This window comes from Sorangium sp. So ce302 (genome assembly GCF_051530145.1).
GTDB classification, from domain to species: Bacteria; Myxococcota_A; Polyangia; order Polyangiales; family Polyangiaceae; genus Sorangium; species Sorangium cellulosum_B.
Genome location: NZ_CP150326.1, coordinates 10,952,623 through 10,972,054, shown reverse-complemented (window position 1 = coordinate 10,972,054; position 19,432 = coordinate 10,952,623). Strand labels below are relative to the sequence as shown.

Annotated in this window: 8 protein-coding genes; 7 read left to right on the top strand and 1 reads right to left on the bottom strand. The window is 70.2% G+C overall.

The features are described from left to right. Positions 1 to 113: 113 nt before the first annotated feature. From WME73_RS41530 to WME73_RS41505, 6 genes are all read left to right on the top strand, one after another. A complete protein-coding gene (locus WME73_RS41530; protein WP_437913160.1) occupies positions 114 to 911 on the top strand; it encodes a hypothetical protein in 798 nt (265 codons plus the stop codon). Between the two features lie 616 nt (positions 912 to 1,527). Next, positions 1,528 to 1,887, top strand: coding sequence for a hypothetical protein (locus WME73_RS41525; RefSeq protein ID WP_437913159.1), 360 nt, complete (start codon positions 1,528 to 1,530; stop codon positions 1,885 to 1,887). Positions 1,888 to 2,115: 228 nt separating this feature from the next. Continuing rightward, complete coding sequence (locus WME73_RS41520; RefSeq protein ID WP_437741776.1) at positions 2,116 to 2,505, top strand: nuclear transport factor 2 family protein; 390 nt, start codon at positions 2,116 to 2,118, stop codon at positions 2,503 to 2,505. A 94-nt stretch (positions 2,506 to 2,599) separates the two neighbouring features. After that, positions 2,600 to 6,769 (top strand): nSTAND1 domain-containing NTPase, encoded by a 4,170-nt coding sequence (locus tag WME73_RS41515; RefSeq protein ID WP_437913158.1) that lies wholly within the window; start codon positions 2,600 to 2,602, stop codon positions 6,767 to 6,769. A gap of 130 nt (positions 6,770 to 6,899) precedes the next feature. Then, a complete protein-coding gene (locus WME73_RS41510; RefSeq protein ID WP_437913157.1) occupies positions 6,900 to 7,898 on the top strand; it encodes an ADYC domain-containing protein in 999 nt (332 codons plus the stop codon). A gap of 259 nt (positions 7,899 to 8,157) precedes the next feature. After that, on the top strand, positions 8,158 to 9,369 hold the full coding sequence (locus WME73_RS41505; RefSeq protein WP_437913156.1) for a hypothetical protein: 1,212 nt from the start codon (positions 8,158 to 8,160) through the stop codon (positions 9,367 to 9,369). Positions 9,370 to 9,663: 294 nt separating this feature from the next. On the opposite strand, the gene WME73_RS41500 is transcribed toward WME73_RS41505, so the two are convergent. Continuing rightward, positions 9,664 to 9,801, bottom strand: coding sequence for a hypothetical protein (locus tag WME73_RS41500; protein ID WP_437741772.1), 138 nt, complete (start codon positions 9,799 to 9,801; stop codon positions 9,664 to 9,666). Between the two features lie 638 nt (positions 9,802 to 10,439). Between WME73_RS41500 and WME73_RS41495 the strand changes: the two genes are divergently transcribed. After that, complete coding sequence (locus WME73_RS41495; protein ID WP_437913155.1) at positions 10,440 to 19,424, top strand: neuraminidase-like domain-containing protein; 8,985 nt, start codon at positions 10,440 to 10,442, stop codon at positions 19,422 to 19,424. Positions 19,425 to 19,432 lie beyond the last annotated feature (8 nt).

Here is a 19,432-nt window from a genome sequence, read left to right as displayed (position 1 = left end):
GCCGTGTGGGAAAGCTGGACCGGTTCGCGAAGCAGACGTTCGCGGAGGAAGCGGTGCGGGTCACGGGCGGCGCCGCCGAATGGCAGGAGGCGCCCGAGGTTCGCCTCGATCGGGTGCAGGCCGACGGCTACCTCCGGGTGCTGCGGCCCGACGGCCTGGCTCCCCTGGCTGCGCCATGGCCGGAGGCTCGGGGACATGACGAAACGCTCGTCGAGCTGAAGATGCCCGGCGATCACGTGGACGTGGTGGAGCTCAAGCGGGCGCTGCTGCGCCGGCAGGCGCGGGAGGTCGAGCGGGTCGAGGAGCGCGTCCCGCCGTGGATGGGGGAGGAGCCGCTGTGGTTCGTCGCTCCCCACGTGCCGTCGTGGCTCCACGGCGTGCGGGCGCTGGAGCGGTTTGCGCCAGGCTGTTACCGCATCGGCCCCTCGCCGTTTCAGTTTCTCTGGATCGCGGCCAACGAGCTGCCGCTGCGGGACGAGCTGGTGCCGTTCCTGGTGGCGCGCTCGGGACGGGCCCTGGACGATTTCGCCCGGTGGGTCGCACCGCGGCGGGAAGTGGAATGGGTGCTCTCCATGCTACAGTACATGCCGATGTCACCGTGGACCCAGGAGGAATTGAAGCGGCGGTTCGCTCGCTCCGATGATCCGGAGATCGAGGCGCGCCGGCAGGGGATCCTGCGCACCTTGCTCGCGGATAGCCCGGAGGTGAAGGAGGAGCTCATCGAGGAAGGCCAGCAGGAAGGCCGGCTGATCGAAGCGCGCGCCGCGCTGCGCACGGTGCTGGCGCGGCGTGGGCTCGCGCTCAGTCCCGCGCTGGAGGCGCAGATCGACGGCTGCGTCGACATGCCCACGTTGCACCGATGGCTTGAGCAGGCCGTGACCGCGGCCGGTGCAGAGGAAGCGCTGACGTAGATCGCGACGCGTCGCAGCAGCCGCCCGCTTGCCGTCACCCCCGCGGCATGGCGTGGCACAGCGTGGGGTCCACGGACTGGGGCCCGTGCCGACGCTCGCACGCTAGACCATGGGGTACTTGCGAGATCGACAACAGGTCTTGCTCGCTGGGATCGCAGATGAGGTTTCCCGCTTCAAAGTCTGTGAACCGGAGGCTCGGCTGGTTCGATTTCACGTGCATGGCGAGTCCCTCCTCGCGGGGCACAACCCGGGAGGGGTGTACCGGTCCATCGACGAGGGACTGACGTGGCATCTCGCTGACGGTCTGACGGATCGCTCACCGACCTGGGTGCTCGGCGGCGCGGGCCCGAATGTCCTCGTGGGAACGTCACCGGAAGGTGTCGCGATCAGCCACGACGGAGGGGCGAGCTGGAAACCGAGTGCCGCCGGGCTCCCGCCGGGGGCGGCGGTCGTCGCGCTCGCGGCCGACAAGAGCTATGTTCTCGCGGGGGTAGTGACTCAAGACGGCAGGTAGACCCGGGGTGAGCGGGGGATAGTTCGGTGGGCAGAGGCACCCATGAAGCGACGGTTTCGAGAGGAATACGATCACAGCCCGAGACCCATCACTCCGGGTTCGGTGACGACCCTCCTCGTCGCTTGTCCGCGCTGCTGCGAACGTGCCGAGCTGGCCCGCCGCCATGAGCCGCCCCAGGAGGTGCTGAGCTGCTCGCGATGCGGACACATCGAGCAGAACCCGAGCGGGTATCGGTACTGGCTCCGGGTCGCGTGCTGCGGCCACACCCTCTATGCGATCAACAGCCACCACCTCGCGCTCCTGGAGATCTACATCGCCTGTCCCCTGCGCGAGCGGCTGCGGATGCATTGGGCCGACCGCGACTACCTGGCCACGCTACCCCGGTGGATGTGTCTCGCCAAGAACCGCAAGAGGGTTCTCCGCGGTATACGGGCCTTGCGGAACAAAATCGTTGATTCATGATCGGGTCGATGGCTACGCGGTTGACGCGGCCTCATGAACCGAATTGAAAGATGCGCCTGTTCGCGCGCCCCGCGATGCGCCCCAAGGCCTTCGGACCCCCAGGCCGCCGCCGTCCGATGCCCGCGATCCTGCCGGCGCCGTCCGCCACGCCCCACCTCGTCGCGGCCTGACTTCACCGTCGACGGCGTCAGGGCGCACGGGTAACACTGCGTGGAGCCGCGGACCTCCATGACCGACGAACACCCCGCCTTCGGGCAAGCCATCCGTGACGTCATGGAACGCCGCGCCCGCGCCCTGGTGAAGCGCGACCTCGCCGAGCTCGCGCTTCTCCTTGCAGACGACTTCTCGTACGTCAATTCCCAGGGGACCCTCTGGGGCAAGGCCGAGTACCTGACGGCGGTCGAGGGGGGCGCGCTGCGCTGGAGCGCGCAGACCGCGGAGGAGGTCAGCGTGCGCAGCTACGGCGAGCTCGCCGTGGTGACCTGCGTGGTGCGCGACGAGGGGACCTGCCACGGCGAGCCGTTCAGCGCGCGGTTCCGCTCCACGCAGGTCTACGCGTGCCGCGAGGGCGTGTGGCGCTACATAGCGGGCCAGTCGACGGGCCTGGATCAGGGTTGAGCGCGGGTGGACTGCGCGGCGTCGGGCGGCGGACCCCACAGGGGACGCTCGGCTCGAGTATAGTCCCCGGGCGCTTGGCGCGAGGCGGGCCCTCGTGAAAGAGAAGATTGCTTCAACCCTCTCGCAGGCCATCCTGCGCCCCGGCGGCGCGGAGACGCAGCCGCGGGCGGGCGACGTCCTGCCGCCGTCGAGCGTAGGCCCGGAGAGCCTCGCCCCGTCGAGCCTCGCCCCGTCGAGCTTCGGTCCGGAGAGCCCCGGCCCGTCGAGCTTCCACCCGCCGACCCGGTTCGAGGAGTACCGGCTCCTCCAGAAGCTCGGCAGCGGCGGCATGGGCGACGTCTACCTCGCGCACGACACGCTGCTCGACCGCATGGTCGCGGTGAAGTTCATCCGCGCGGCGACCGCGGACGCCGAGGTGCGCGCGCGTCTGCTCGCCGAGGCGCGCGCGGCCGCCCGCATCCAGCACCCGAACGTCGTCGCCATCTTCCGCGTGGGCGAGCTCCGGGGACGGCTGTTCGTCGTCTCGGAGTTCGTCCGCGGCCAGAGCCTCGACCGCGTCGACATACCGATGCCCTCGCGCCGCGTGCTCGAGCTCGGCGCGGGCCTCGCGCGGGGCCTCGCGGCCGCCCACCGCCGAGGGGTGCTGCACCTCGACATCAAGCCGGCCAACGCGGTCCTCACCGCGGAGGGCGAGGCGAAGCTCCTCGACTTCGGCCTCGCGAAGCTCCTCGAGCCGGCCGCGCGGCCCGACACGCGCGGGGCGCGATCCGACGTCCCAGGAGGACGATACGACATCCCTTTCGTGCGATCCGACGTCCCAGGAGGGCGATCGGACATGCCCGGAGGGCGATCGGACATGCCCGGAGGGCGATCGGACATGCCCGGGACCCGATCGGACATGCCCGGAGGGCGATCCGACGCGCTCGGCGAGGACGCGCTCTCTGGCGGCGAGGCCCTGCGAGGAGCGCAGGGCGACGCCGACGCGGCGATCGCGCCGGGCGATGAGCCGCTCGAGGGCGAGTTCCGCGAGGCGGCCGAGATGGCGGCGCGCCTGCTCGACGTGACGACGAGCGTCGGCGGCGGCACGCCCCACTACCTGCCGCCCGAGCTGTGGCGCGACGAGCTCGCGACGCGCCGCTCCGACGTGTACTCGCTCGGCGCGCTGCTCTTCGAGCTCTGCGCCGGCGTCCCGCCGCACGACGACGTGCCGATGACCGAGCTCCCGCTCGTCGTCCAGACCGAGGCGCCCCGGCCCCTCGGCGCCCTCGCGCCGGGCGTCGATCCGCGGCTCGCGGCCGTCATCGAGCGGTGCCTCGAGATCGACCCGGCCGACCGCTTCGCCTCGGGCGACGAGCTGCGCGACGCGCTCGAACAGCTGCTCGCCAGGAGCCGCCACGCCTCCGTCGCCCCGGAGGGCAACCCCTACCGCGGGCTCCTCGTCTTCGATCTCGAGCACCGCGCCGTGTTCTACGGGCGCAGCTCCGAGACGGGGACGATCCTCGACCGGCTCCGCTCCGAGCCCATGATCGTCGTGGCCGGCGACTCGGGCTCGGGCAAGTCCTCGCTCTGCCGGGCCGGCGTGCTCTCGCTCGTGCTCGAGGGCGCCCTCGGCGGCGGGCGCGCCTTCCAGGCAGCCATGATGGTGCCCGGCCGGCAGCCGCTCGCCGCGCTGGCCGCCGCGCTCGAGCCGGTCCTCGGCGCGCCCGCCGAGCGCATCGCCCAGGCCGTGCGCGCCGCGCCGGGCTCCCTCGCCCGCGACCTCCGCGCGCGCCTCGGGGAGCGCGGCGGGCTCGTGCTGTTCATCGACCAGATGGAAGAGCTCGCGACGCTGAGCAGCCCGGGCGAGGCGGCGCTCGTCGGCGAGGTGCTCAGCGCCTTCGCGGCGCGCTCGCCCTCCCTGCGCCTGCTCGCCACGGTGCGCGGCGACTTCCTCGCGCGCGTCGCCGGCATCTCCGGCCTGGGCGACGACATCGAGCGCGCGCTCTACCTGCTCCGCCCGATGTCGGCGGACAAGCTCCGCGAGGCGATCACCGGGCCGGCGCTGGCCAAGGGCGTCGCGTTCGAGTCCGACGCGGTCGTCGACGCGCTCGTCGAGTCCACCGCGCGCGCCGAGGGCGGGCTGCCGCTCCTCCAGTTCGCGCTCGCCGAGCTCTGGGACGCCCGCGCCGCGCCCGACGCGCCGCTCAGCAGCGCCGATCTCGCGCAGATCGGCGGGGTCGAGGGCGCGCTCGCCCGCCACGCCGATCGCGTGCTCGGCCGCATGCCGCCCGAGGTCCACGCGGCCGCGCGGCGGCTGCTCGGCGCGCTCATCACCCCGCAGGGCACGCGGGCGCGGCGCGCCGAGGGCGAGCTCGCGGAGAAGGGCGGCGACGGGGCGGCGCGCGCCGCGCTCGACGCGCTCGTGCAGGGTCGCCTCCTGTTCGCGCGCGAAGGCGAGCAGGGGACGGTCTACGAGATCGCCCACGAGGCCCTGATCCACGGCTGGGGGACGCTGCGCCACTGGCTCGAGGAGCAGCGCGAGCAGCGCGCGACGCGCCAGCGCCTCGACGCCTCGGCCGCCGAGTGGGAGCGGCTCGGTCGGCGCCGCGACGCGCTCTTCAGCGCGCGCCAGCTCAAGGAGGCGAGGGACCTCGACCCGGCCGACCTGCCGCCGCGCGAGGCGGCGTTCCTGAGGGCGTCGCGGCGCGCCGTCCTGACGCAGCGCGTGGCCAGGTGGGCCCTCGTCGTGGGCGTCCCGCTCGTCGCCGCGCTGCTCTACGGCGCGCTGGAGCTCAGGGCGGCGCGCCAGCTCGCCGCGCGGGCGGACAGGAAGATCCACGAGGCCGCGCTCACCTCGTCCGCCGCGGCGATCGAGCGCGCCGAGGCCGAGGCCATCCGCGCGGAGGCGCTCTCGGCGTTCGATCGCCGGCGCCGCGACGAGGGGGAGGCGCTCTGGGAGCGCGCGCAGGGGCGCGCCGCCGAGGCCGAGCGGCTGCAGCTGCAGGTGAGCCAGAAGCTGGAGGCGGCGCTCACGCTCGACGGCGCCCGCAACGACGCGCGCGCGCGGCTCGGCGACGTGCTCTACGAGCGCGCGCTCGCCGCGGACACGCGCGGCCACGCCTCGCTGCGCGACGAGCTGCTCCAGCGCATGACCACGTACGATCCCGACGGCGCGCGCCGGCAGCGATGGAACGCGCCCGCGGAGGTCGCCATCGAGACCGATCCCCCCGGCGCGGACATCACGCTGGAGCGGTACGAGAGCGACGCGGAGGGGCGCCGGCAGCTGACCGGCCAGCGCCTGCTCGGGACGACGCCCTTCGCGAGCATCGCGCTCGCGCAGGGCTCCTACCTGCTCACCTGCGAGGCGCGGAATCGCACCATCGTGCGTTATCCGTTCCTGGTCCAACGCGGAGAGTCATTGAAGCTCTCCATCCCGCTGCCGCACGCCGGGGACGTTCCTCCCGGGTACATCTACATCCCGCCGGGCCGGTTCTTCTTCGGCGCCGCCCTCGACGACATGTACCGGTGGGCGTTCCTCTCCACCGTTCCTCTCCACGAGATCCGCACAGGCGCGTACCTGATTGCGCGACACGAGACGACGTTCCAGGAGTGGCTCGACTACATCCAGGAGCTCCCGAAGGAGTCCCGCGGCAGCTCGTCCATCCAGGCGGGCAACGGCGCCATGACAGGCGCCCTGGGGCTGCGTCGCCTGCCAAGCGGTGTGTGGCAGCTCACGATTCAGCCCACGGTCCAGGCGTATACCGCGCGGGCAGGAGAGCCGCTCGTGTATCCATCGCGGGCGGTCCGCGCGCAGCAGGACTGGCTTCGTTTCCCCGTCACGGGCATCTCCTTCGCTCAGGCCACCGAGTATGCCGCGTGGCTCCACAGGACAGGCCGCGTGCGCGGAGCCCGCCTCTGCAGCGACTACGAGTGGGAGCGCGCGGCGCGGGGCGCCGACAGCCGCATCTTCCCGCATGGGGACAGGCTGTCTCCCGGCGACGCCAACTTCGATGAGACCTACGGCAAGGAGAGCTCCACGATGGGGCCGGATGAGGTGGGCTCCCACCCCGCCTCACGTAGTCCGTTCGGGGTCGATGACATGGCGGGGAACGTGCTGGAGTGGGCCATTTCTTCGATCGAGACCGACAAAGTGCTGTTGCGAGGTGGTGCTTATATCTATGATCAAACCTCGGTCCGAAGTGACAACCGGACCGTCGTTGATGGCACTTTCCTCGACCCGGTGATCGGGCTCCGCATCTGTGCCTCGTTCCCTCCACCACCGTGAAGGCGACGAGGCCTGCGGCGCTCGAGCCGCCGCGGGCTTCATCGCTCGCGTGATCGGGGCCCGACCGCCCGAGGGAAGACCGTCGATGCGCAAGGCGTCACGGCTTTAGCGGCAGCGTTCGGAGGCGATCATGTTGAAGCGAGGGTTCCTGGCAGGGGCGATGGTCGGGCTCATATCCCTCGGCGCCGGTTGCGCCGCGGAGATCGACGGCGGCGAGGACGAGGAAGCGCTGGCGGAGAGCTCGTTCGCGATGAGCAGGCTCAACGGCATGAACCTCAACGGGGTCCGCTTCAACGGGGTTCGCTTCAACGGGGTCCGCTTCAACGGGGTCCGCTTCAACGGCGTCTCGCTGGACGCGACGACGCTGGTCGGCATGCGCGAGGGCGACGGCGCGCCGGTCGCCGGGGCCGACTTCATCGGCGCGGACATCGAGGCGGTCCTGGACGATGGATCGTCGGTGTCCGTCCGCATCACGAACGTCGTCGAGCGCGACGGGCTCCAGTACTACACGGTGAAGTACAACGCCGGCCCCGATGTCTGGGTCAACATCTGCGGCGAGGGCCTCGATGCGATCCCGGTGAAGGGGACGTGGAACGCGGTGACGGGGGTCCACTCGGACGACGGGGGCATGTTCACGTTCGCCTGTCAGGGCGCGGCGATCGGGAAGTGCGCGGAGTGGGGCTACAGGGAATGGGTGACCGAGGCGGAGTGCAATGCGAGCGGCTGCGAGGACAGGGATCTCTCGTACTTCCATCAAGCGTGCATCCGCATGGTGCGCGCGGACTACTGCGGCGACGGCGTGCCGCACACCCAGACCGGGACGGCGATCGACGTCTGGGATGCGCTCGGCATCCAGACCGAGACCGTGGACTCTGGCATGAGCCTCGAGGCCGAGTGGACGGCGGACGGCGCCGCCTGCATCAAGCACACCCGGTGGACGGGCCCCGGCGGCAGCAATCCGGATCGCGACTACATCCTGGCGCATTGCCCGGAGCGGTGGGGCGGGGACGATCCGAGCTGCGGCGGGAGCACCTCGACCTTCCACAAGGAGAACGGCTTCACGACGCCGCTCGGCCAGCGGCGCATCCTGCGGAACGCGTCGTTCACGACCAACGTGAGCCCCCTGTAGGCGGCGCCGTCGCGCAGGTCCGGGCGCGGCCACGGTCGCGCCCGGGCGGGGCAGTGCCGGAGTGTGTCAGCGCTGCGGCGTGACGATCGAGGGGGGCCGCTGTGCTCCCCGCGAAAACCGCTGGTCTCGACGCGATCGCGCCCCGCGCGGCGGTGGACCATGTCTTGCGATGGGGGCTGGAGCGTCAGGTACAAGCCGCCCTGTTCCGAGCTCCTCGCCGTGCTCATGAGGCAGCGGGCAGGGGCTGGAGGTGCACGTCATGCTGCTCGACCGATCCTTTCGACGAACGCTCATCGCCCGTCTCTTGCAGAGCGCTGGCCCCTCGGCGGCCGCAGCGCTCCTCGTCGCAGCGCCGGGCTGCGGGGAGGCCGAGGCCGAGGCCGAAAGCGCCCAGGAGTTCCGTTGCTTCGATTGGTTCAACGAGCTCGGGGCTTGCCTGGACCGCGACTCCGCGCTGGAGGAGTTCAGCACCATCTACCAGCCCTGCGACGGCAAGGACGTGGAGCTGGAGAAAGACACGATCGTGTCGGTGGAGAGCGACGCGACCCGCCGTGACGGCGCGTGCTGTTACGAGGTGATCGTCGAGGAGAACACCCTCGACTGCGCCGCGGTGGGACGGCCTTTTTCCCTGGAGGGGCACCACCTCACGGCGGCGCCGCGGCCGGCCGAGGCGGGGTGGCTCGCGCGTGCGACGGCGAGCGGCGCCGGTGGGCAGCAGCCTTCGCTGGCGGAGCTGACGGACGAGGAGCGGGAGACGCTCGCCGGGGAATGGCTCCGGAGCGCGCTCGAGGAGCACGCGTCGGTGGCGTCGTTCGCGCGCTTCGCGCTGGATCTCATGGCGCACGGCGCGCCGTCGTCGCTCGTCGAGGCGGCCCACATCGCCGCGCTCGACGAGGTCGGTCACGCCCGCCTCGGGTTCTCGCTCGCGACCGCGTATGGGGGCGGCCCTGTCGGCCCGGCCGCCTTCCCGATGTCGCCGGCGGTGCCGATCGCCGCGGATCTCGCGGCGCTGGCGCGCGCCGCCGCGGAGGAGGGCTGCGTCGGCGAGACGGTGGCCGCGGTGATCGCGGCGGAGAAGCGCGCCCGCGCCGAGGATCCCGCGGTGCGGGCGGCGCTCGAGGTGATCGCGGAGGACGAGGCGCGGCACGCCGAGCTCGCGTGGCTGACGGTGGCGTGGGCGATCGGGGCCGGCGGCGAGCCGGTGCGCCGCGCCGTGGCCGAGGTGTTCGAGGCCGCCGCGGCGTCGCTCGGGCGTCCGCCCCCGCCCGGGGCCGAGCCGGGCGGCGGCCGCGCCGCGGCCGGCGGCCGCGCCGCGGCGCTCGTGGCGCACGGGCACCTCGCCGTGGCCGAGATGCGCGCGCTGCAGGACGCCGCGCTCGCCCAGGTGGTGCTGCCGAGCGCGCGCGCGCTGGGGCTTTGGAAGGCCTCGGCCGTTCAAGGGTCAGGTCGGCCGGCGGCGAGCGCGTCGTAGGAGCGCGCCGGCCAAGGTCGTGCCGGGCTCTACTAGTTCCGCGGATCAGAAATCCCGCCCGGGAGATCTGCATCGCGAACGGAGAGAGAGTTCAACGCAAAGGGGCCAAGAGCGCAAAGACGCAAAAATGCACGACAATTGTTCATTCGTTTGCGCCTTCGCGCCTTTGCGTTGAACTCTCTCTCCGGATCCCTGGCCGAACTTCTGGCGGGCGGAACTAGGAACCTATCGCGGGCACGCAACCAGGGTCGAGTTCGGACTGGCACCCTGGTGCGGCGGAGCGGACGACGGCAATCATCTCAACAGCTTCACGGGACACGGGCGGCTGGACAGGCCGCCGATCGACTCGTCTCGCTTGATCTCCAGTTCGAACTGCCAGCACACCCGGTACGAGTCGAGCACCTGATCGGTCGCGAGTCGGCTCCTTGCCACTGTCGCTGTGGCGGTCCGATCTGCCCGCGCTCGGTCGCCAGCTCTTCCCAGCCAGGCGGGAAGTGCGCTTTGGGGTCATCTCGTGACCAAGAGATGATGATGCGCGCGGAGGATGTCGCCGGACTGTGACCGGGGACGATTTGACGCTCTGCGTGAGGACGCTGCGTGACGGCGCGTCACGCGTGTGGGGGCGTCAAACGGCCTTCCGCCACCGTGCGTGAGCTCATGGCCGCAGCCGTGCGGCCGTGCTCGGCCGGCGACAGCAAACAACACATGATCGTCGACACGCGTCACGCGTGGACATACCCCGGGACCCTCGAATGGCGGGGACGCATTTGAGCTTTTTAACGAGACGCGCGTGGTAGTTCAAAGCACGTCCAGCAGACGCGTCGGCGGTCGGCCGCTGACGCGCGCCAGGTCGAAGAGGGAATCGACAGCAAACAACTGATGTCTCGCGGAACCGCGAGAGCGTGGTCGCGCTGAGCGATTGGCGCGCGAATCGTCGCGCCGATCGCTCAGCAGCGGCCCTCCTCGTCATCTCCTCCGCTGTCGACCGACGGCGACGAGGCGCACCGACCGCGGCGGCTGAACGCTGCGCCAACTGGTGGTTCTTGACCATGGAATCGAAGGGAGCTCGCATGAACAAGTATAAACTCTCCGGTCGGGTCGTCCGAGCCAAGACCGAAAGAGGTGTCGAGAATGTGCGTGTCGAGGCGTGGGACAGCGCGGAGGTCACCACGGATCTCGTCGCCGTCGCCGTGACCAATCTGAACGGCGATTTCGAGATATCGCTCGACCAGGCCGCCGTGGATCGTCATTTCCAGGGGCGGAAGCCGCTGATCGCGCTCCGCGTGTTCTCGGCCGGGGCAGTGGAGTACGTCACGCGCTACACGCAATGGAAGGTGTCGCCGACGCCTGCGACCGTGCGGATCGAGGTGGACCTCGCGTTGACCTCGACCAAGCGCGCTCCAGCCCAATCGGTCGTGCGCGGCGATGTGCGGACCGAGCAAGGCACGGTAGTCGCGAACGCGATGGTGCGCGCCTACGACGTGAAGCTGACGTCAGAGACCGAGCTCGGTTCGTCGACGACCGACGCGTCGGGTCATTACAAGATCTCGTACTCGAGCATCCTGGCATCCGGCAAGCAACGGCCGGATCTCCGGGTGATCGTCTACAACGGGTCGAACCAGGAACTGGGCCGCTCTGCGCTCGTCGTCCGGGCCTCGTCGACAGCGGTCGTCGACCTGATCACCAGCCAGAACCAGGAAGTCCGTGGCCTCTCGGAGCTGCAGCAGCTCAAGTCCCGCACCGCGGCCCATATGCAGGGGGTGGTCCTCGGAGCCCTCCAGAGCGAGCAGGTCGATTTCGTCGCGAAGGCGACCGAGGTGGAGCGCGGGCAGGTCGAGGCGCTCGTCGCGGCCGACTCCCTCCTGACGTCCGTCGGCGTCGGCGGGGCCGCCGATTCTTTTTACCCCTTCGTCCGCATGGGCTTGCCGACCACCCAGCGCGGGCTCCTTTCGTACCCCAAAGCCACGCTGCGCCGCGTGCTCGACGAGGCGAAGGAGGCGAAGATCGTGGGCCACGAGGTCAGTGACGGCATCGTCGATCTCCTTACCCAGGCCGCCGTCGACCTCGCCATGGAGGCGCCCGCGGGGACGACCTGCAGCCTCGGTCAGCTCCTCGATCTCGAGCTGGGCGGGCTCTTCACGCAGGACTTCATCGCCGAGTACATGGCGTTCGATGGCACGCCGGAGGCCTTCTGGACCCACCTGGCGTCCCTGCCCGACTACCAGGGCGAGGCCTCGCTCCGTATCCCGCGGCTCAAGCTCCTGCTGCAGCTGGGCGCGCTCACGCGCTATCACTTCCCGCTCATCGAAGAGCTGTGGGATCGCTGGCAGAATTCCCAGTTCCAGGGCCTCAAGGACCTCGCGGCCTACAGCGAGGCTGACTGGATCGCGACCCTCGCCGTCCAGCGCAACGGCTCGCCCATCAACTACCCGAGCGACACGCCCGGAGCGACGGTGACCGAGAGGCGCGCGACCTACGCCAAGGTCATCCGGCACGCCCTGGAGGTGGCGTTCCCGTCGAAGGCGGTCGCGTCCGCGATCTCCGTGGTCGGCGGGAGCGAGCTGCCCACGTTCTTCAACAACAACCCTTCGTTCAAGCTCGGCAAGACGCGCGCCGGCCACTACGTCGCGTTGAACCCGGCGGCGTTCGCGGGGCTCTCCAACCCCGCGACCGCGCAGCGCGACCTCAAGGCGGTCGAGCGGCTGTACAAGCTCACACCCAAGTACGAGGAGGCGAAGGTGCTCCTCGACGCCGGGCTCAAGTCGGCGCGGGAGGTCGCCCGCCGCGGCCGGCTCCGGTTCGGCGCCGAGTTCGGCGCTGCCCTCGGAGGTGCCCATATCGCGGACGACATCTACGACAAGGCGGTCGCCATTTCCGAACATGCGTTCGCGCTGTCGCTCAAGTTCGGCGCGGCTTATAACCAGACGTCGGCCTACGTCCTGTCCGATCCCACGCGCCGCGCGAGCCAGGCGGCGTCAGACTTCGCGACGTACGAGGAGCTCTTCGGCTCGACCGACGCGTGCGCGTGTGCGCACTGCGCCTCGGTCTACGGCCCGGCGGCGTACCTCGTCGACCTGCTCCGCTTCCTCGATCGTTACTACTCCACGCTCACGAAGAGCGGCAGCACCAAGTGGACCGCGAAGGAGCTGCTCCTCGGCAGCGCGCCGGGCTCGACGCCGGCGCTCGCCGGGCGGCGCCCGGACATCGGCCGGATCGACCTCACCTGCGAGAACGCCGACACGCCGCTGCCGTACGTCGACCTGGTGAACGAAATCCTCGTCCACGCCTTCGTGGGCGAGACCAAGGCGCAGAACGAGGCCCTGCCCGTCTTCCCGGAGCACATCGCGACCGTCGGCACCGCCGAGGCGCTCGCGGCCATGCCGAACCCGCCGAGCGGCGAGGAGGACTGGCACGAGACGGCTTACGAGCGCCTGGCGGAAACCGACTTCCCCTTCAGCTTGCCGTATCACCACCGGCAGCACGAGGCGCGCGTCTATCTCGAGCACCTCGGCGTGCCCCTGCACACGTTCCTGTCCGAGCTGAGGGCGAGCTGGTCCAGCCCGGACTCCATGTATCCCGAGGACCCGGCCGCCCATCGGCTCGGACTTTCTCCGCGCGAGCGCGATCTGATCCGCGGCACCCCGATCTCGGGTGCGAGCCTCGCGAGCGCCTGGGGCGTCAGCTGGATCCCCGGCGGGCTGCTCGACGTGCGGGAGTTCCTTAAGCGTTCGGGGCTGTCCTACGACGAGCTGCGCGATCTGCTCGAGACCTCCGTGCTCCATCGCTTCGGGTCGCCGACGATCGAGCCCGCGGGGAGCTGCAAGATCGAGGAGCAGAGCCTCGTCCTGAGCGGCGACCTGAGCGAGCTGAGCTTTCTGCACCGCTTCCTGCGGCTCCGGCTGCGCCTCGGCTGGTCGATCCGCGAGCTCGATCAGGTGCTGGCCGCGTGTGCGCCCAGCGGCACCGACCTCCTGAACGGCCGCGCGCTGCGCGTGATCGCGGTGATCCAGGCGCTGCGCGCCGAGCGGGGGATCTCGCTGCCGATCGCGGTGCTCGCGAGCTGGTTCGGGCTGCTCGACACCCAGCGCCGCGACGCCGGAGAGACGCCCTCGTTCTACGAGCAGCTCTTCCAGCACAGGGCCGTGACCAACCCGGTCGACGCGGCGCTCGCGCTGCCGGGGGTCGCCAGCCTCTCGACCGCCACCCTGCTCGACGACCACACGCCCGCGATCCTCGCCGGCCTGCGCATCAGCCGGGAGGAGCTGTCGCTGCTCACCGAGAACTCCGGGCTCGGGCTGGCCCCGCTCGTCCCGGCGGACACCGCCGATCTCGCGCCGGTGACGCTCGCGAAGCTCCACCGCATCGTCACCTTTGCGCGGGCGTTGCGGCTGTCGTTGCCCGATTTCCACGTGCTCTACAACCTGAGCAAGTACAGGCCGTTTGAGGCCGACAGCCCAGAGCATACGCTGCGCTTTTTGGACACGGTCGATCGCGTCAGGCGTTCGGGGCTGTCGCCTGCCGACCTGGATGTCGTTTTCCGGGGCACGTCGTCTCCGCGCGCACGGATCGCCGTGACGGACGAGGCCGTGAGCCCCGTGCTCGACCAGATGTTCGGCTCGCTGCTGGCGCTGCGCGGCAAGAACGGCGCCCCGGACAGCGAGGCCGAGGCGGCCCTCATCGAGGACACGCTCGGCACGGCGCTGAAGCTGAACGCGCGGTCGACGCACCTGCTCGTCGCAGACATCCTCACGACGGGCGAGCCCGGCGTGTCGCTCGGCAGCGCGTTCTCGCTGAGCACCTCGCCGCCGCCGTCGCTCGACACCGTCAGCCGCGCCGCGCAGCTCGCCGCCTACCGGCACCTGGCCAAGGCCGCGGCCGTCGTGCAGCAGCTCGGGTTGAGCGCCGACGAGATCGAGCGGATGTTCGTCTTGGACGAGGTCGACGGCGCCACGGTGGCCCTCGATCTCGACGCCTTGCCGCGCGTCGAGATCGACGTCACCGACACCGGTTCGCCGCTGCTCGAGGCGTGGGAGAAGCTCGTGGATTTCGTCGAGCTCCGTTCCCAGCTCGTCGGACCGAACCCGTCGCTGGTGAGCCTGTTCGTGGGCGGCACCCCCTTTGAGCTGGCCATCGCGGCGCTGGCCGCCGCCACGGGCTGGCCCGCGGCGGACGTCGAGCATCTGCTCCTCGCCCGCGGCTATGCGTCGAGCAACCCGCTCAACCCGAGCAACGCCGCGGAGCAGGTCTCGGTCCTCGGGCTCGTGCGCCGCGCGATCGTGGTGCTGAAGCGGCTCGGCATTTCGGCCGAGCAGGCGGTCGCGTGGGAGAACGCGATACAGTCGGACGGCGCCGGGCCCGCCGAGAGCATCATCCGGGCCGCAAAGGCGAAGTACTCCGATGCCGAGTGGGCGCGGGTGGCGCCGCCGCTGCGCGACGTGCTGCGCGAGCGGCTCCGGTCGACGCTGGTGGCGTACCTCGTGGCGAAGCGGGGATACGAGGACAGCGACGAACTGTTCGCCAAACTGCTTGTGGACGTCGAGACGAGCCCCGCGGTGATCACCTCGCGCCTGAAGCAGGCCATCGGCTCGGTGCAGACGTTCGTGCAGCGCGCGTTCTTGAACCTGGAGAAGGACGACGACCTGACGCTCCCGGAGGAGGCGGCGCGCGAGTGGGCGTGGCGCAAGAGCTACCGTGTCTGGGAGGCGAGCCGCAAGGTCCTGCTCCAGCCGGAAATGTACCTCGACCCGTCGCTGCGCGACGACAAGTCGCCGTTCTTCAAGGATCTGGAGGCCGAGCTCCGCCAGAAGGACATCACCGACGACGCCGCGGAGCACGCGTTCGAGCGGTACCTGGACAGGCTCGATGAGGTCGCGAACCTCGAGATCGCGAGCGCGTTCCACCAGAAGGAGGAGGGCGACGACACGCACCTTCCGATCGACGTGCTCCATGTCGTCGGCCGCACCGCGGCCCAGCCGTACAAGTACTTCTACCGCACGCGGGTGGACGGGCTGTCCTGGACTCCCTGGGAGCCCATCGATCTCGACATCGAGGGGGACAGGGTCCTGCTCGCCGTGGTGGATCGTCGGCCACACCTGTACTGGCCGATCATCGAGGAGCGCGCCGAGCCGGAGCAGCCGATGCCGGACGACACGCGCGAGGTGGGCGAAACGGCGGTGACGAGCCATTACATCCGCCTCGCATGGAGCCAGCGCCGCAACGGCGCGTGGAGTGCGCGCCGTCTGAGCGACGGCTCGGAGGTGACGCTGGAGTCGGAATTGTATCCCGATACCGCTTTTGTCTCGCTGTTCGTGCAGCGCGACGACGAGCAGGCTCCGCCCGGGATCGCGGCGGTTTACAGCAACACCTCCGTCGGCACTCGCCTCGGACACTTCGTGCAGAGCGCTTGCGGTGCGCTCGAGGGCACCAACTTCGGCTACGACATTCGGAACTACACGTATTTCAGTCCGGCAATCCCCTACAGGACCGGCTGGCGGGGGCAGCACGTGGTCTCGAGAGATGCGACCGAGCTGGTCGTTCCGATCAAGATCAACGGCTTCCGGAAGAACATCCCGCTGCTCGGCAGCGTCACCCCGTTCCGCGCGCTCGTTCCGCGCGAGGTCGGCAGTGGGCCCTTCAGAGACACCGCCGCGGCTGGCGTGTCGTTCTTCTTCAAGGACGCGAAATCGACGTTCTTCGCCGAGCTCGTCCTGACCGAGTACACCGAGTGGCATGATGTGCCGCAGCCCGGGATGACGGCGTACGGCGATATCGGCAGGACCATCGGCGCGTTCGCCATGCGCGCGGGGTCGGCGGCGGCCGAGTGGGCTCCGAGGGCGCCCGAGGTGACGAGCATCGCGAACGTCTACGAAGACGCGAAGCGATACCGCTTCATCTCCTTCTACCACCCCTTCGCCTGCCTGTTCCGGAAGGAGCTGCAGCGCTCGGGCGTGGACGGGCTGCTCAAATGGTCGCTCCACCCGACCGAGCCGATCCAGCGCAGCTCCGGCGACGACTTCGAGGAGACGTACGACCCCGATCCTGCCAACGTGCTCACGCCGTATCCGAAGGAGGAGGTCGACTTCTCGTTCCAGGGCGCTTACTCGAGCTACAACTGGGAGCTGTTCTTCCACGCGCCGTTCCTGATCGCCCTCCGGCTGATGCAGAGCGGCCGGCACGCCGAGGCGCAGCGCTGGTTCCACTTCATCTTCGACCCGACAACGGGTGATCCGGCCCCGTCGCCCGAGCGCTTCTGGAACGTACGGCCGTTCCGCGAAAACAAGGATCTCGCCTCGATCGAGGACGAGGTCCGGGATCAGTCGCCCTCGCAGCAGACCCCGATAGCCAGGCTGCTGGCCTCGCTCCTGACGAACCAAGAGGACGAGCGGGAGAAGCTCGATTTCGCGGCGCAGATCGAGGCATGGCGGAAGGACCCGTTCAATCCGCACATCGTCGCGCGGATGCGGCCGATTGCCTATCAGAAGGCAGTGGTGATGAAATACGTCGAGAACCTGATCGCGTGGGGCGATCAGCTGTTCCGGCGCGAGACCATCGAGTCGATCAACGAGGCGACGCAGCTGTACGTCCTCGCCGGCAACCTCCTCGGCCGGCGCCCGGTGCGCATCGAGCGGCAGGACGCGGTGACGCCGCGGAACTACTGGCAGCTCGAGGCGCTCGGGCTGGGCGATCTCTCCGACCCGGTGATCGCGTCGCGGTCACGCGTCGAGGCCGAGAGCCTCGTGGGCGACCCGCTGAGGGAAATGCTGCTCCGCACGTTCTCCGCGCCGGCGATTGACCTCGGAGAGCTCTACTTCTGCGTGCCCCGTGACGAGGCGCTCTCGGGGCTGTGGGACATGGTCGCCGATCGGCTCTTCAAGATCCGACACTCGATGAGCATCGAGGGGGCGGTCCGGACGCTGCCCCTGTTCGAGCCGCCCATCGATCCGATGCTGCTCGTGCAGGCCAGGGCGCTCGGCGTGGATCTCGCGACGGTGCTCAACGAGGCGAGCTCCCCGCAGCTCCCCTACCGCTTCCAGGTGCTGCACGCGAAGGCGATGGAGCTCTCCGGCGCGGTGGCCGGGCTCGGCGCCGCGCTGCTCGCAGCGATGGAGAAGAAGGACGGCGAGGCGATCGCGCGGCTCCGCTCGGGCCACGAGGTCGAGCTGCTCGCGGCGGTGCGCGAGATCAAGGCGCAGCAGGTCAAGGAGGCGCAGGCGACCGTCGCCTCGCTGGAGCGGTCGCACGAGGCGACGCGGCTCCGCCGCGACCACTACGCGAGCCTGCCGCGGATCAGCGCGGCGGAGCAAGGCGCGCTGGCCATGGGCGTCGCGGGCATGGAGCTCGGGCTCGTGGCGCAGGGGATCGCCCTCGTCGCCTCCAGCGTCGAGGCCGTCCCGCCGACGACGTTCGGCGCCGCGGGCAGCTTCGGGAGCCCGGTGGCCATGACCTCGGTCGGTGGGCACGCGTCGGGCGCGCCGATCGAGGCGGCCTCGCAGGCGCTCTCGATGGCCGCCGGGGCGCTGCGCGAGGGCGCGTCGATCGCGTCGACGCTCGCGGGATACGAGCGGCGCGCCGAGGAGTGGGCGCTGCAAGAGCGGCTCGCGGCCAAGGAGATGCAGGGGCTGGAGAAGCAGATCGTCGCCGCGAAGATCCGCGCCGCGGTGGTCGAGGTGGAGCTCAGGAACCACGATCGGCAGACCGAGCAGGCGCGCGAGGTGCTCGAGTTCCTCCAGGGCAGGAAGCGCACGACCGAGGAGCTGTACGACTGGATGGTGGCGGAGCTGTCGACCGTCCACTACCAGACGTACACGCTGGCCTTCGACATGGCCAGGCGCGCGGAGCGGGCGCTCCGGTTCGAGCTCGGCACGGGTGACGGCACGCACGCCATTGTGCGCTTCGGCGCCTGGGACAGCCTGAAGCAGGGCCTGCTCGCCGGAGAGCGGCTCCAGCACGATCTCCGCCGCCTGGAGGTCGCGTTCCTGGAGCAGACGCCGAGAGAGGCGGAGCTCGTCAAGCACGTCTCGCTCGCCGAGGTCGCGCCCGAGCAGCTCATGCAGCTCCGGGAGACCGGTACCTGCGACGTGGAGTTGAAGGAGGAGCTGTTCGATCTCGATTACCCGGGTCACTACTTCCGTCGCATCAAGTCGGTCGCCATCACGATCCCGACCGTGACCGGCCCGTACGCGGGCGTCAGCTGCACGCTCACGCTGAGCAACACGAAGGTGCGCAGTAACGCGCAGGTGAGCGGCTCCTATGCGGACCCGACGAACTTCCGGACGGATCTCGTGCCGGTCACCAAGGTGATCGCGACGAGCGGAGGGGCCAACGACGCAGGCCTGTTCGAGCCGAACCTGCGCGACGAGCGGTATCTCCCGTTCGAGGGCGCGGGCGTGCTCGGCACCTACAAGATCGAGCTCCCTGCGGCGAACAACCGCTTCGACATCGGGGCGTTGAGCGACGTGATCCTGCACATCCGGTACACGGCGCGCTCGAGCAGCACCCTCGCGGGCGTGGCGAGGATCCATTACGGCGCCAGCGCCAACGTGCCGGTGAGGCGCCGGCTCTTCAGCCTGCGGTCCGAGCTGCCGGCCGAGTGGGCCCGCTTCATGGCGCCTTCGGACTCGAGCGCGGAGCAGGAGCTCTCGATCCCGCTCACGCGGGAGATGTTTCCCTACGCGCCGGCGGACCGGAAGATCGCGCTGACGAAGGTCACGTTCTACGCGCGGTGGAACGGCGAGGTGGCCTATACGAGCGCCCTTGCGCTCGACATCGGGGTGGCGCCGCCAGGCGCCGCGGCGACCCTGGTCGGGCTCCCGGGTTATCCCGACAACAGCGCGCGAAACACGGGCAAGAGCGAAAGCATGAGCCCGTCCGGCGACCCGTGGGATCTCGGCACCTGGACGCTCACCGCGAGCAGCAACGAAGTCGACGACATCGCGAGCGCGCTCAGGACGACGACGACCCCGACGCCGCCGACGACGATCCACCGGCTCAACCACACGCTCCAGGATATCTACCTGCTCTGCGAGTACAGCCTGTTGTCGGCACAGCCATCGTAGAGGACGGA